Below are 14,165 nucleotides of genomic sequence, written 5' to 3' on the forward strand. Positions count from 1 at the left end.
GCTATACTAAGCCATTGCTGGAGCAACAGCGCCTTTTCATGTTTTCCTTTTGATACGCAGGAAGTGAATTGGGTTTCATGATAGCGGTTTATTTGAATATGCTGGTCACGCGAACAGTGCTAGCAAAAATAACCTCGAGGTTGCGCACTGTCTGAGCAAGTCCTTAACAGCAGCGAAGCTTGATATATAGGCCCGAAGTGTCTTGAGTCTTTTAATAAGCGAGTACATCCAAGGTTAACTTTTTGGGGCTTTAAGGGGCGCGATAACCGCGTCTCTTAAAGCCAAAAACACCCGCCACATTTCAACGTGGCGAGCGTGGCGGGTGTTTTTCCACAAAGCTAGATGGTTCGGTGAATACTCTTGTACGTCAGGTAGGCACTGAGTCCTTCGATGCCGTATTCCACTCCCATGCCGGATTCGTGGCGTCCTCCAAAAGGTGCGGAGTGGTTGGATCCGAAGAAGTTGATGCCTACGGAACCGGAATCAATTTGTCGGGCGACTTTAAGTGCTTGGTTCTCATCTGCACCAAACACTAGGCCGCCGAGTCCAAATTCAGTATTGTTGGCTAATTCGATTGCTTCTGAAACACCTTCTGTGTCGTCGTATTTCAGGATGGAAATTACGGGGCCGAAGATTTCTTCGCGTGAAATTCGCATGTCTGGGGTGACATCGGCAAACACGGTTGGTTGGATAAATTCGCCTGACTCTAACCCTTCTGAAAGTTCGGTTGATCGTGCTCCGCCTGTAACAACTCTTGCGCCTTCTTGTCGTGCAGATTCGATATAGGACATGACGGTTGAGTATTGGGAAGCGCTGGCAACTGGACCGAAAACCGTTGCTTCATCATAAGGATCACCTTGTGTACCTGCAGCGATGGTGCTTGCTACCGTGTGCACGACTTCTTCGTAGCGTGAGCTGGGCGCAATGATGCGGGTGCTGATATAGCAGGTTTGGCCAGTATTGCGCATGCAGGATCGAATCAAACGAGCAGAAAGTACTGACATATCGGCGTCGGGGAGGATTATTGCGGAGGATTTTCCGCCGAGTTCTAACGTCACTGGTCGGAGGAGTTCTCCACAGGCAGCGGCGATCTTCTTTCCAACGGGTGTGGATCCTGTGAAGGCTACTTTGTCTATGCCAGGGTGACGAACAAGGGCATCGCCGAAGCGTCCCGAACCAGTGAGTAGATTGACGACACCTGCTGGAACTCCGGCGGCTTCGATGGCTTCGATGATGAAACGGATCGATAGCGGAGTGGGGGAAGCTGGTTTGATAATGGTGGTACAGCCTGCAAGAAGTGCTGGTGCCAGTTTGATGACAACGAGGTTGATTGGGAAATTCCATGGGGCAATTAATGCGCAGACACCGATGGGATCTTTGTCCACAATGGATTCGGCACCACCGGCGGGGAATGGACGGATGTCTTCGCCATCTAGCCAAGGTGCGAGTGTGGCAAAGTATCGGAAGATTCCTGCGGCATTGGATGCAGCACCGCGGGTCTCGGAGCTGGGCGAGCCGTTTTCACGAGTATTGGTCAGTGCTAGGGCTTCGGAGCGGGATTCAATTTCCGTTGCGATTTTAAGGAGATACTCAGCTCGTTGCGCACCTGTAAGTGCACCCCAAGATTGAAGGGCTGTTCGCGCAGCATTAACCGCTGTGTCCAATTCAGCTTCGGTTGCTTCTGGAACAGATCCCCATTCTTGTCCAACTGCTGGATCTACAACAACGTTGCGTTTGGTTCCTTCTGCTTTCACCCAGGTGCCGTTGATGTAGAAATCATCAACATGGGTGTAGGGGAGGCGGAGGGCAGCACGTTTAGTTAAAGCATTCATCGGATTGCGTCCGTTCTTAATAAAGCCTTCGCACGGTTTAGATCTGCTGTGGCCATGCGGTACGCAGCTTCGGTGATTAATTCTGGGAGGATTTCCCTGTGAAGGCGGTCGACATAGTCGGATACTGGCATCCCGAACCAGGAGCTAGAAGCCATAATCCCGGCGCGATCGAATCGCCAGAGGCGGTCGCAATCGCGCACGAGGGCGTCTTCTAGGGAATAGGCGACTTGGCGGGTGTCGTGTCCGTCGATGATGTCGCAGACTTGTTCAATAAATTCGGAGGAGTATCCGAGTGAGGGGAGTACTCTGCGGGCAACGATGCAGCCTTCTGATTCGTGTTCGAATCGGATTGCGGCTTTGCGCCAGTTTCCGGAGAAGCCTTCGGAGATGATTCGGCTTTCGTCAACATGAGCCCAGCCAGTGTCGTGGAGGATTGCGGCTACGAGAACTAATTCTCTGTTTGCTAAAGGATAGGCATCGCATAAACGCTCAGCGTAGGCGGCGACGATGGGAAGATGTACGTCGTTTGCACGGGTGCGGGTTTCAGGCTCTATTGCTTTCCATAATTGTTCAAACCCTGCTGAAGGTGATGCACAAATAGTGGAGGTATCAATCGGACCTGTAGAGGGAATAGGGCGGATACCAAAATCTTCAGCAAAAGCAACGGCGCGTGGATCAGAGGCGTGGACACTGGGGTCCGCTTGCTCCCAAGCGGGAAGATTACTTCGAGTCATTGGGTTACCTCCAGGTCAACAGCGAGTTTCTTCAACGGCTGCGAGATATCGGCAGCAAGCTCGGCGGGGATGTTTTGGTTTTTGGAAAGTGCACTGCGTACTGCCATGAAATCGAGTGGGGCGTTGACACAATCGGCGGCAATGATTTGGCCGTCTCTGTAATAGAGAACCGAGAATTTCTTCTTCTCTAGATCTTGGCGGATTACTGTGGTGTCATAACCCACGGTGAGTCCGGCGATTTGTAGTTTCAGATCTCCTTGATTGGACCAAAACCAGGGGATTCCGGCGTAGGCTTCTGGTTGGCCAACTAGTGAATATGCAGCAATCTTTGCATGCTCGATGGCGTTGTTGACGCTTTCGAGGCGGATGCGTTCATCAGCGGGGGATCCAGGGATTGGGTTGGGAATGTTCGCGACATCACCAATTGCGATGGTGGTGCCATCTGAAGCGATGGCATGTTTATCCACCACGATGCCGTTGTTGATTTCCAGTCCCAGATCTGAAGCGAGCTCTGTGTTTGGAATGACACCAATGCCTACGATTACTAGCTGAGCTGGAATGACTGTGCCATCCTCTAGCTCAACGCCGCTGAGCTTTCCATCATCGCTCACAAATTGTTTCATCCGGGCATTAAGCACAATATTTACGCCACGGGAACGGTGTTGCTCGAGGAAGAATGACGCGGTTTCTTCACCTACGGCACGCCCAATCAGCCGTGGACCATATTCCAAAACTGTGACGTTTTTGCCGAGGTCATGAAGTGAACAGGCAGCTTCCAATCCGATGAAGCCACCACCGATTACAACGGCATCGGTGACAGAACCAATCATTGCCTTAAGTGCTAGGGCGTCGTCTGCATTACGCAGGTAGGTGACACCCTCCAAGTCGGCGCCCGGGAGGTCGAGGCGGCGAGGGCGGGCACCAACCGCTAGGGCGAGGCGTCGAAAAGCAAACTCTTTTCCGGCGCCGTAGGCGACCCCTGAACCGTCCTTGTTCTTTTCAATGTGCTCGATGCGCACGCCCTTGACCAGCTGAATATTGTTTTCTTCCCAGTATTCGTTGGAGCGGAAAATCAGGCGCTCTTTGTCGATCGTGCCCTGGAGAAACTCCTTGGACAACGCGGGGCGCTGGTAAGGGCGGTGGTCTTCCTCACCCAACAAAGTGATCGACTCGGTAAAACCCATGGCACGCAGGGAAATCGCCAGCTGCACACCGGCTTGATTCGCGCCGATGATCAAAATCCCAGTTTCAGTGGAAGTATTCATGGCGTAACCTCACACTTGTGTTTCTGGTGTGGTCACTGAAAGATCCATGTCTTCTGTGACCTTGATCTGGCAGGACAGGCGAGAGCACTCCTCGCGGTCAACGGCTGCACCCCACAGCATCTCATCTTCCATCTCCTCCATCGGAGGAAGAGCATCGTATTGTTCGGGGTCAACAAACACATGGCAGGTTGCACACGACAAAGAGCCACCGCATTCAGCAACAATGCCAGGAACGCCGTTGCGGACAGCAGTTTCCATCACTGAATCACCAACAGTTGCGTCAATGGTGCGAGTGTCACCTGAATGATCAATGAAATGAATAGTGGACATGATCTTCTCCTAAAAAAATTTCTCAGTATTTAGATAAACTGTCGGCCGCCATCAACGATGAGCGTTTGCCCAGTGATGTATTCAGCCTCTGGGGATGCAAGGAACAAGGTGGCACCGACGATGTCTTGCGGCTTACTTGCACGCTTGATTGACCCGCGGTCAACGCCATAGGTTTCCGCGTTATCCATCAGCCCCAAACTGGCTTCGGTCAACGTAAACCCAGGTGCAACCGCATTGACCGTGATGCCACGACCGCCTAGCTCTTTAGCCAACACCCTGGTCAAGGCAATAACCCCACCTTTAGAGGCCACATAGTGCGCCCAATGCGCAGATCCTGAAAACACAGTCGCGCTGGAAAGATTGACCACGCGGGCATTATCAGACAAAAACGGGCTTAAGCAACGAGTAACCAACCACGGGCCTTTGAGATTGACGCCCATGACCAAATCCCACTCAGCGGGATCAATATCTTCGAAAGGTGAACGAGTCACCGTCGCATACACCGCTGCATTATTCACAAGGACATCGATCTGGCCACCGCCAAACTCAGCGGCACCCGCGGCTAGTGCTTCGGTGGATTCCAAAGACGTGACGTCTACTTCAAAGGCTGCGGCGTCTGCGCCTTGAGCTTTAAGCTTGTCGACGGTTTCCTGCGCCCCATCCAGATTGATATCCGCCACCGCGATCCGGTCACCTTTCGCGGCGAAACCTTCAGCAAAAGCTCGACCCAAACCACCTGCGGCACCAGTGATAAGAACAGTGCGTGGGCTATGCATGGGCGTCCACCCCGTGTGTGTGCACCCCGTGTGTGTGCGCCCCGTGCTGATGGGAATGGCTATGCGCGCCGGGTCCTGCGATGCGTCGAGTATCCGCATCTTGGTTGACAATGACAACCTTGCCCTTGGTTCCGTCGACCTTGAGGTAATCGCCAGTTTTGATGGTGGTGGACGCAGCACCGGTTCCTGTCACAGCTGGCAAGCCATATTCGCGGCACACGATTGCAGCGTGGCTCATCATGCCACCGATATCGGTGACGGTTGCTTTGATTTTTCCAAAGATCGGACCCCAGGACGGTGCGGTGACAGGGGCTACCAGGATTTCATCTTGCTGAATGTCTGAAAGATCATCGGCGCTGAGGATCACTCGTGCGTAGCCTTCCACCACACCAGGGGAAGCAGCCATGCCTTTGAGCGTTCCTTCTTCGGCATCCTCATCATTACCCAACCAGGATTGCACCTGTTCGGTAGTAATTCCCCACAGCATGCGGGTGAAAGGTTCGGTGATGGACTCCGGTGGAGTGTTTAAAGCTGGGGCTGGCCTGGCAGTTTTCAACGCAGTGACAATGGCTTTTCTGCGCTCGATTTCTTCTGGCCAAATAATCGTGCCAATTGGGCCTTCTGGTGCGCCCACACCCCATGCAGTAGCCAGGTCGAAGAGGACATCGCGGACTTCAGTGCGGTTTAGGTACAGCATGTCATCTTCTTCTTCCCAAAAGCCGTAGCCTTGGAGAGTACGAGAGAGCTCACGGACCTTGCGCCAAAATACTGACATGGTCCAATGCTCGATGTAGAAGTTGTGGTTTTCCACATAGGGGTATGCGGTAGCAGCCAGCCCGCATTTGGCATCAAATTGTGCGAGTTGTTCACCATCTAAAAGGTCGCGGTATTCTTCGACCACTCGCTGCTTTTCTGCGATGAGTTCTTCTTTTGGCCGGGCAATAGTCTGGCCTTCATCAAGGCGACGGATGTAGTCAGCGATGTAGCCCAAAGGAAGCTCAAGGTGCTCGATCCAGTATTTATCGTGCCCGTAGAATCCATTTCCTACCGTGAAGTTGAACCATGGGTCTTGTGCTTCTTCCCAACGCGCGATCCACGTTGCACCACCTTCTGCCTCAGCGATGGATTTCAAAGTAGCTTGCGGATCATCCGGATTGGCAAAGTGAGTTTGAAGACCAAGATCGACGGCTAGTTGCGCCAAAGTTTTTAGCTCATCATCAGGGCGGAATAGTTCCATATCCACGCCCTGGACCATCATGGAAATGGATTGATCAGGGATGTCTGGGAAGACTTCTTTGCAGTAATTAAAGAAATCCAAGTATGCGATGTAGCCCAGGTTGAGGAACTCAAAGTGGTATTGCCAGTTTTGGTAGGCAAGTTGGATGAGCCGATCAAAGTTCTCCATGAGCACTTCAGTGCCATCTTTAGCTTTGCCGGAAATGATATCGTCGATGGGCACGTACTCCGGCAGTGGCTTAAATTCCAAAGACTCCAGCTCATTAATGGTGCCCAGTACTCGCTGCTTCCAATTTTCCAGCATAGGTTCCCAGTTTTGGAAGTAGTGCGTGATGCGTTCCTGGAACATCGGGACACGTTCCGCAATCTGGTCTTCAGGCACGGGGATGGGGGACATATAGAGGTATCCCAGGTGCACGCGGAACTCGATGCCGTTGGCATTCGGAATCATCAAATGCCTCGCGTTGTATTGTCCAAGACACTTCACGGCGAATTCACCACCGATGGTCTCAAAAGGCTTAAATACTGTTGGCCAGTGCTGTGAATCGCAGAACCAGAATTTCTCATTTTCCTTATCCATGAGTTTGTCTTGGAAAACGAGGTAGTAGGGGTAGAGATCTTCCCAACCTTCCGCGCCTTGAGGCACGGGAAGATCAGACGGTTTGGGGAAAGATTTATTAGCCATGGTCAAACTCCTTTAAAAAATGCTTTTCGACGAAAAGATGCGGTGGTTTTACTTTGTGCCGGTCATTGCGGCGGTGATTGAGCTGAAATCGAAACTGCCTGTAGTGTTGGCAGCCTGCGGAGTAGGGGTTTCCTTTTTCACACCGTTGGAATGGATGGTCTCTGGGCGAGATTGCAAAAGCAGAAGATTTTCTCCATCTGGAAGATCGGCATCCAATGCCCATTCGATGTCTTGCGGGCACTTGTAGTGTTTTTCTGCACGCTTGGCCATCTGTGCTACTGCGAGCATTTCTTCATCTGTCAGACTGCGGCGATCTGCGCGTTCTTGCTCAACGGGCTTTTCTACAAGGCTTCCACTGGTGGCATCGGGGATGAGTTCAGCATGCTTGCTTCCGATGTGTTCAGAAACAACCTGCAGCGTGATCTTGTCCAGCAAAATATTGTCCGGAGTTACTTCACCAGAAACCACCATTTCACCAACACCCCATGAGGAATCGATGGTGATTTTTGAGCGATCTCCGTTGGAAGGATTCATGGTGATGGCTACGCCAGCAACACGGGAATTAACCATCTTTTGCACCACCACCGCCATGGAGAGCCCTTCATTGGGGATGTTGTTTTTCAGGCGGTAAATAATGGCTCGGGAGGTAAACAGCGATGCCCAGCATTTGCGGATGTGTTCTGTCACAGCATTTAAGCCAACCTGCCACAAGTAGGTGTCTTGTTGCCCAGCGAAGGACGCATCAGGCAAATCTTCAGCAGTAGCAGAAGATCTGACAGCGACTGGGACATCGCCGCCGCAGCGTTCCATGAGTTCGCGATATGCCTGGTGTACTGCACGGCGAGCATTTTCTGGAACTTCAAGGCTGCACAGTTCATCGCGGATGATCGCGGATACTCGATCAACTTCCTTGATATCTTCGGCATCTAGATCGGTGAGAAACTTCTCGATGTGCTCCGCAACGCCAGCTTCACGGATGAATTCATCGAAGCTTGCGGTGGTAACCACAAATCCAGGTGGGACAGGCATTCCAGCATCAGTCATCGAAACTAGTGATGCACCTTTACCGCCGAGTACTTCTAGAACGGGATCCAGACCTTCATCAAAGCGTTGGACAAAGGGAATATTCAAACTGTTGGTCATGGTCTTTCCTTATTGAATAAAGGTGTTAGGCATTCCAGGTCACGGGCACTGAAGTGGGGACGCGGAAGGAGAGGTTTTCCCGGAAACTAATTGGTGTCTCCGCCGTCAATTGCAAAGAAGGCACAAGTCTGGTGACTTCCTCGAGGCAGATTTTTGCTTGAAGTTTGGCCAGCATATTGCCCAGGCAATAGTGGATGCCGAAACCAAAAGACAGGTGCTCGCGGGCATTAGCGCGACTGATGTCGAATTCTTCGCCGTTTTCAAAGCGCGCTTCATCGCGGTTCGCGGAACCCATAAGCAGAAGCACACCATCGCCTTCCTTAATGGCAACGCCGCCGATCTCGGTGTCTTTTAATGCTTTTCGACGCCACCCCACGATCGACCCGGAGTAACGCAAGACCTCATCAACTGCTGCAGGAATCAGCTTTGGATTTTCAAGAATGGCTTCCCACTGCGCTGGATGATCAAGTAGGACTCGAAAGCAATTAGAAATCAGAGTTGTAGTTGTTTCATGCCCTGCAAACAACAGCGAATACAGCAATGACGCAATCTCATGATCGGTAATTTCTTGGCCTTCTTGCTGTGCACGCACCAGATCAGCAGTGAGGTTGTCGCCACCATGTGCATGGGCATCAGCCACCATGCGTTGGCATTCCTGCCAGTACTCAACCAAATTGTGCGCGTGGGGGATCTGTTCCTCATCACTGAGATCACCCCATGTCATTGCTGCACGAGAATCTGACCAACGCTTGTAGGTGTCAACCATGGAAATATCTGCGCCAATGAGGGTGAGAATCGTGATGGTTGGAATATCGTAGGCAAGATCTGACACCATATCGCCTACCGGTTGGTCATGTGCCAACATTTTTTCCACACGATCAACCACCATGGCTCGGATGTCAGGCTCGAGTGCTTTGTAGCGACGTGGTGTGAATGCCTTCTGGGCGATGGCACGGATGCGGGTGTGCTCGGGTGGAATTCTCGCCGATAGTCCGGAGTAGGCGGTGAAACCACCATCGTTCATGATTTTGGTTGCCTGAGGTCCGCGCTTTCGAACGGGAGCTTGGGCGTTTTCAGAGGAGAAGGTTTCCCAGTCATCAAAGGTGGCTTTAATATCGTCGTACTTGGTTACCACCCAATAGCCGATCCGTTCATCAAACATCACTGGCTCTTCTTTGCGAAGTTCTTGATACGCAGGAAATGGGTTGTGCATATCGAAAGGCTCGTAGCCGTGATGGCTTGGAGCTTCGGATGTGTGCCCGAAGGGGCAACCACTGGTGGGGCTGGTTTGTTGGGAAGTCATCTCATCTCCTGTCACTGTTGTGTGGCCGAAGCCAAACATTGTGAAACTTGAATCACGTTTCTTAATGATTCGTGATGGCAGTCACTTTTAGGTGTGATTCAAAGTGTCGTCAAGATGAGACGTTGATACGAATTCTGATTCCACTGAGTGGAATCAATTTAGGTTTATGCAGGTGGAGGGCGGCTTCAGGTATCGCCTTTCCGTCCAGTATTTTTGTGTGAAGCTAAAAGCGTGTCCAAAGGAATGAGTGCTGTAGCTTTTGTGATTCTCTGGCTGGTGGCCTGGAGGATCGGGAGGTAGCGTTCAAGGTTTGCTGCCTGCGCGGTAGGAACCACCAGTCCAATCGCTGCTCCTAGTTTGCCGGTATGCCACACCGGTACTGCGATCGATGCGCCGCCAATTCTTTGTTCGTCATGGGTAATGGCAAAACCCTGCGAATGAATGTGTTTCAGTTGTAATGCCAGAATCTCTGGATCCACAATTGTCTTAGGTGTGGAAGCGTTGAGCGGCAGCTTGAGGTAAGAGTGTCTGACCCATGGTTCATCAAATGCGAGGAGAATTTTTCCGACTGCAGTGGAATTTAAAGGCAGGCGACCACCAACTCGAGCGGAGCGTGGAATCTTCTTTGTTCCATACGCACGGTCGATCAAAAGTGCCTCATCTTTATCCCGGACCACGAGTTGTGCAGTCTCCGAAGTGAGGGAGTAGAGCTCCTGAATAAATGGACGTGCTGTGTCACGCAACTGCCGTCCGGTATTTTGGGCAAGTTCCCAGATGCGTAACCCCAATTGGTATCGACCATCTGATTTCTTGGACAGCAGCCCGCCTTCGGTTAGTTCGGAAACTAATCGGTGGGTGGTGCTGGGTGGTAGATCCGCAATTTCGGCAATTTCGGTAACGCCAAGTGGGCGCATGGTGTGCTCGAATGCCCCCAAAACGGCGATTACTTTGGAGGTAACTGTCCGCCCGGGTTCACGATTTCCACCTGCCATCTGTCTGCGCTCCTTAGAAAACCTTTTTGAGGTTTAAATACATGAGTGTAAAAAGTTAGGGCACTATCTAATTGGCCAGCATAACCTTATATTGCTGGATCCTGTGGCCGTAAATTCCACGGCGTATCGAGGGAATGTGCTTTCTAATGCAGGTTTCACAGACTCTGGTGAGCTCCAGGTAAGTGAGAGGAGGGAAGTAGCTGATTTTGACTATGAAACAGATTACAAAAGATAGTTGGCGTGCAGTTCTGTAGGAAAGGCTGGTAGGGTAGACAAGTCAATCGTGTCCGATTTGTAATCGGACCAGGATCTAAAGAACACATCTCCCGGTACCTTTCAGCCCCGACTATGTAAAAGTTGTCGGGTGAAAGTGCTGAGGAGGCCAGGAGGATAAGTGTCCGCCATTATTCAGGCATTTAAGGACGCAGATCTGCGTAAGAAGATTTTCTTCACTATCGCAATGATCGTTCTATACCGCATCGGTGCGCAGATCCCTTCCCCGGGAGTTGACTATGCAACGATTAGCGGTCGTCTGCGTGACTTAACTCAGGATCAGTCAAGCGTGTATTCGCTGATTAACCTGTTTTCCGGTGGAGCGCTTTTGCAGCTGTCCATTTTTGCTATCGGCATCATGCCGTACATTACGGCTTCGATCATCGTGCAGTTGCTCACCGTGGTTATTCCACACTTTGAGCAGCTGAAGAAGGAAGGTCAGTCCGGCCAAGCCAAGATGATGCAGTACACCAGGTACCTTACGGTGGCATTGGCGTTGCTGCAGTCTGCGGGCATCGTCGCGTTGGCGGACCGTGAGCAGCTTCTTGGTGCAGGTATTCGTGTGCTGTCAGCTGACCGTAACTTCTTTGATTTGATCATCTTGGTTCTCACCATGACTGCTGGTGCAGTGTTGGTGATGTGGCTGGGTGAGCTCATCACTGAAAAGGGTGTGGGCAACGGTATGTCTCTGCTGATTTTCGCAGGTATTGCTACCCGTCTTCCAACCGATGGTATGAACATTCTGGGCAACTCCGGTGGCGTTGTCTTCGCAGTGGTACTGGTTTCCGTGCTGGTCCTCGTGGTCGGTGTTGTGTTCGTGGAGCAGGGACAGCGTCGTATTCCTGTGCAGTACGCCAAGCGCATGGTTGGTCGTCGTCAGTACGGTGGCTCCTCCACCTATTTGCCGCTGAAGGTCAACCAGGCTGGTGTTATCCCAGTTATCTTCGCATCCTCATTGATCTACATGCCGGTGCTGATCACTCAGATCGTTAACTCTGGCTCCTTGGAAGTGTCTGACAACTGGTGGCAGCGCAATGTGATTGCACACCTGCAGACTCCTTCTTCATGGCAGTACATTGTTTTGTACTTTGCACTGACCATTTTCTTCTCTTACTTCTACGTTTCTGTTCAGTACGATCCAGCTGAGCAGGCCGAAAACATGAAGAAGTACGGTGGATTTATCCCGGGTATTCGCCCAGGCCGCCCGACTGCTCAGTATCTTGGATTTGTCATGAACCGTCTGTTGTTTGTCGGTTCCTTGTACCTGGCTGTCATCGCTGTGTTGCCAAACATTATGCTGGATCTAGGCGTTGATGCCGGTTCAGCCGGAGCAACCCCATTCGGTGGCACCGCAATCTTGATTCTGGTTTCTGTTGCACTGACCACAGTGAAGCAGATTGAGAGCCAGCTTCTGCAAAGTAACTACGAAGGACTTCTAAAATAATGCGACTCGTACTCCTCGGACCTCCCGGTGCTGGTAAAGGCACCCAAGCGGCTATTCTTTCTGAGAAGCTGGGTATCCCTCACATTTCTACTGGTGACCTCTTCCGCGCCAACATTGGCGAAGGCACCCCTTTGGGTGTTGAGGCTAAGCAGTACATCGATGCCGGCAAGCTGGTTCCAACTGACGTGACTGCACGCATGGTTGCTTCCCGCTTGGCTGAGTCTGATGCTGCACAGGGCTTCCTTTTGGATGGTTTCCCACGCACTGTTGAGCAGGCGGATATCTTGGCTAACCTGCTTTCTGAAGCAGGACAGACCCTTGATGGTGTGGTTAACTACCAGGTTGCTGAAGATGTTGTTGTTGAACGCATGTTGGCTCGTGGCCGCGCTGATGACAACGAGGAGACCATCCGCACTCGTCTTGGCGTTTACCGCGATGAGACTGCACCTCTGATTGATCACTACGGTGACAAGATCATCAACATTGAGGCTGAAGGCGAAGTCGAAGAAATCAACGCTCGTACGCTTAAGGCATTGGGTAAGTAAAGATTTCTTCGCAGCTGCTGCGGTATCTACGATGAAGAGTAGATAGCAAGCAGTGGCTTGAAGTACGTATCTTTTTGGTGGCCGGTACTGCATGCTTAATGCAGTACCGGCCACCTTTGTTTTTTAGCATTTAAGAAAGTGAAATACGAGTATGGGTTTTCGTTCAAAGAAGAAGGTTATTGCGGCAAAGACCCCTGCAGAGCTAGATGCGATGCAGGCGGCGGGGGAAATCGTCGGCAAGGCTTTGCAAGCTGTGCGTGCTGAGGCTAAAGCTGGCATGAGCACGTGGGATCTCGACCAGATCGCGGAGCAGGTTATTCGTGATGCAGGTGCAGTGCCGACATTCTTGGGATACCAAGGTTTTCCAGCCTCGGTGTGTGCATCAGTCAATGAGGTGATCGTCCACGGTATCCCTTCCAAGGAAGTAATTTTGGAGGAGGGTGATCTCGTGTCGATTGACTGCGGAGCCACTTTTGATGGTTGGGTTGGTGATTCCGCGTGGAGTTTTGGCATCGGTGAACTTGATGAAGATGTACAGGGTCTAAATCTAGCTACCGAATGGGTTCTTATGGAGGGGCTGAAAGCCATGGTTCCTGGAAACCGTTTGACTGACGTTTCTCATGCACTTGAAGTGGCAACGCGCAAGGCGGAGTCCAAGTTTGGTGTGGCACTTGGCATTGTGGATGGTTATGGCGGACATGGCATTGGCCGCACCATGCATGAAGATCCGTACCTGGCTAATGAAGGAAAAGCAGGAAAAGGACCGTTGATCCAAGAAGGCTCCGTACTGGCCATCGAGCCGATGCTTACCCTTGGCACTGAGGATTCCGCGGTTTTGGAAGATGATTGGACTGTTGTCACCCTTGATGGTTCTTGGGCATCACACTGGGAGCACACCGTTGCGGCAACCAAGGGCGGCCCGCGAATCCTTACCCCACGTTATTAAAAGCATGGCCTCTGTGTGCAACTAGTGGCCGATCTAGACGGTTTTTAGGGGTTTGGTTGTGGGCACGTTTGGAAGCCAGCGTATTTGACCAAATCCAAAGGTCGATTAACGATCCTTGGTCACCAGTGCTGGTTTGAAGGCCTGCAAACCGTTATATGTGACCAAGACCCTGCTGGGCATAAGAGTTTTTGGTCGCCAGGTGAAGTGTGGTGAAAAACTGCTCAAAAGGGACAGAAAAAGTACCCCTCTAAAATCGCCTCTCAAGGCCTTTAAACACCCGAGTAATACAAACAATCATTGGAAAGCTTCGAGGCCTTAAACAAGTGATAAGCGCCGGTATTTCTTAAGTTCGATTTCACGGTTTCGAGTTCTCGTGCTCAATTCCTTGAACTCAATTTCTTAAGCTCAATTTCCCGCGGTTTTTAGTGATTTTCCTAGCGGTCTCGAAGGTAAGAAATTGAGCTTGCGATATTGAATGTGCGATCTCGAACTTAAAGGCGACAGGCTTCAGATGTTCAATAGGGCGACTTCACGGTAACGACTTCGCGTACTCAACTTCTTAACGGACGACACCGCTCCGAAATCAGCGTAGCGCCGAGGGAAATCGCACTACGTGAAGTCGCCTGTTAAGAAGTCGCCGTTTAGTCCCAGCTTCCAGCCC

The 14,165-nt window shown here is 51.5% G+C and carries 12 protein-coding genes; 3 read left to right on the forward strand and 9 right to left on the reverse strand.

Annotation, left to right across the window (positions count from 1 at the left end; all coding sequences use genetic code 11):
* Positions 1–338: 338 nt before the first annotated feature.
* The 9 genes from N24_RS03535 to N24_RS03575 all read right to left on the reverse strand — a co-directional run bounded on the left by N24_RS03535 (position 339) and on the right by N24_RS03575 (position 10,296).
* On the reverse strand, positions 339–1,832 hold the full coding sequence (locus tag N24_RS03535; RefSeq protein WP_096454380.1) for an aldehyde dehydrogenase family protein: 1,494 nt from the start codon (positions 1,830–1,832) through the stop codon (positions 339–341).
* Positions 1,829–2,566, reverse strand: a complete 738-nt coding sequence (locus tag N24_RS03540; protein ID WP_096454382.1) for an HD domain-containing protein — start codon at positions 2,564–2,566, stop codon at positions 1,829–1,831. The genes N24_RS03535 and N24_RS03540 overlap by 4 nt, the downstream gene beginning before the upstream one ends.
* A complete protein-coding gene (locus N24_RS03545) occupies positions 2,563–3,831 on the reverse strand; it encodes an NAD(P)/FAD-dependent oxidoreductase (protein ID WP_096454384.1) in 1,269 nt (422 codons plus the stop codon). Before N24_RS03545 ends, N24_RS03540 begins: the two co-directional genes overlap by 4 nt.
* Positions 3,832–3,840: 9 nt before the next feature.
* Entirely contained in the window at positions 3,841–4,161 is a 321-nt protein-coding gene (locus tag N24_RS03550) for a 2Fe-2S iron-sulfur cluster-binding protein (RefSeq protein ID WP_096454386.1), read from the reverse strand.
* A 29-nt stretch (positions 4,162–4,190) separates the two neighbouring features.
* Positions 4,191–4,937: an SDR family NAD(P)-dependent oxidoreductase gene (locus N24_RS03555; RefSeq protein ID WP_096454388.1), complete on the reverse strand. Its 747-nt coding sequence runs from the start codon at positions 4,935–4,937 to the stop codon at positions 4,191–4,193.
* Positions 4,930–6,858, reverse strand: a complete 1,929-nt coding sequence (locus N24_RS03560; protein WP_096454390.1) for a PEP-utilizing enzyme — start codon at positions 6,856–6,858, stop codon at positions 4,930–4,932. Before N24_RS03560 ends, N24_RS03555 begins: the two co-directional genes overlap by 8 nt.
* Before the next feature lie 48 nt (positions 6,859–6,906).
* The gene (locus tag N24_RS03565; RefSeq protein WP_096454392.1) at positions 6,907–8,001 is read right to left on the reverse strand and encodes a PEP/pyruvate-binding domain-containing protein; all 1,095 of its coding nucleotides are present in this window, start codon (positions 7,999–8,001) and stop codon (positions 6,907–6,909) included.
* 25 nt (positions 8,002–8,026) lie between these two features.
* A complete protein-coding gene (locus N24_RS03570) occupies positions 8,027–9,304 on the reverse strand; it encodes a cytochrome P450 (protein WP_096454395.1) in 1,278 nt (425 codons plus the stop codon).
* A gap of 185 nt (positions 9,305–9,489) precedes the next feature.
* Entirely contained in the window at positions 9,490–10,296 is an 807-nt protein-coding gene (locus N24_RS03575) for an IclR family transcriptional regulator (RefSeq protein WP_096454397.1), read from the reverse strand.
* Between the two features lie 394 nt (positions 10,297–10,690).
* On the opposite strand from N24_RS03575, the gene secY reads away from it, so the two are divergent.
* The 3 genes from secY to map all read left to right on the forward strand — a co-directional run bounded on the left by secY (position 10,691) and on the right by map (position 13,504).
* Positions 10,691–12,013: a preprotein translocase subunit SecY gene (gene secY, locus N24_RS03580; RefSeq protein ID WP_096454399.1), complete on the forward strand. Its 1,323-nt coding sequence runs from the start codon at positions 10,691–10,693 to the stop codon at positions 12,011–12,013.
* On the forward strand, positions 12,013–12,558 hold the full coding sequence (locus N24_RS03585) for an adenylate kinase (RefSeq protein ID WP_096454401.1): 546 nt from the start codon (positions 12,013–12,015) through the stop codon (positions 12,556–12,558). The genes secY and N24_RS03585 overlap by 1 nt, the downstream gene beginning before the upstream one ends.
* Positions 12,559–12,709: 151 nt before the next feature.
* Entirely contained in the window at positions 12,710–13,504 is a 795-nt protein-coding gene (gene map / locus N24_RS03590; protein ID WP_096454403.1) for a type I methionyl aminopeptidase, read from the forward strand.
* Positions 13,505–14,165 lie beyond the last annotated feature (661 nt).

The organism is Corynebacterium suranareeae (assembly GCF_002355155.1).
GTDB lineage: Bacteria > Actinomycetota > Actinomycetes > Mycobacteriales > Mycobacteriaceae > Corynebacterium > Corynebacterium suranareeae.

Bases quoted from the DNA above. Each gene is read 5' to 3' on its own strand.
- N24_RS03535 (WP_096454380.1), bottom strand. From the start codon at position 1,832: ATGAATGCTTTAACTAAACGTGCTGCCCTCCGCCTCCCCTACACCCAT.
- N24_RS03555 (WP_096454388.1), bottom strand. From the start codon at position 4,937: ATGCATAGCCCACGCACTGTTCTTATCACTGGTGCCGCAGGTGGTTTG.
- N24_RS03540 (WP_096454382.1), bottom strand. From the start codon at position 2,566: ATGACTCGAAGTAATCTTCCCGCTTGGGAGCAAGCGGACCCCAGTGTC.
- N24_RS03585 (WP_096454401.1), top strand. From the start codon at position 12,013: ATGCGACTCGTACTCCTCGGACCTCCCGGTGCTGGTAAAGGCACCCAA.
- map (WP_096454403.1), top strand. From the start codon at position 12,710: ATGGGTTTTCGTTCAAAGAAGAAGGTTATTGCGGCAAAGACCCCTGCA.
- N24_RS03575 (WP_096454397.1), bottom strand. From the start codon at position 10,296: ATGGCAGGTGGAAATCGTGAACCCGGGCGGACAGTTACCTCCAAAGTA.
- N24_RS03545 (WP_096454384.1), bottom strand. From the start codon at position 3,831: ATGAATACTTCCACTGAAACTGGGATTTTGATCATCGGCGCGAATCAA.
- N24_RS03560 (WP_096454390.1), bottom strand. From the start codon at position 6,858: ATGGCTAATAAATCTTTCCCCAAACCGTCTGATCTTCCCGTGCCTCAA.
- N24_RS03570 (WP_096454395.1), bottom strand. From the start codon at position 9,304: ATGACTTCCCAACAAACCAGCCCCACCAGTGGTTGCCCCTTCGGGCAC.
- N24_RS03550 (WP_096454386.1), bottom strand. From the start codon at position 4,161: ATGTCCACTATTCATTTCATTGATCATTCAGGTGACACTCGCACCATT.
- N24_RS03565 (WP_096454392.1), bottom strand. From the start codon at position 8,001: ATGACCAACAGTTTGAATATTCCCTTTGTCCAACGCTTTGATGAAGGT.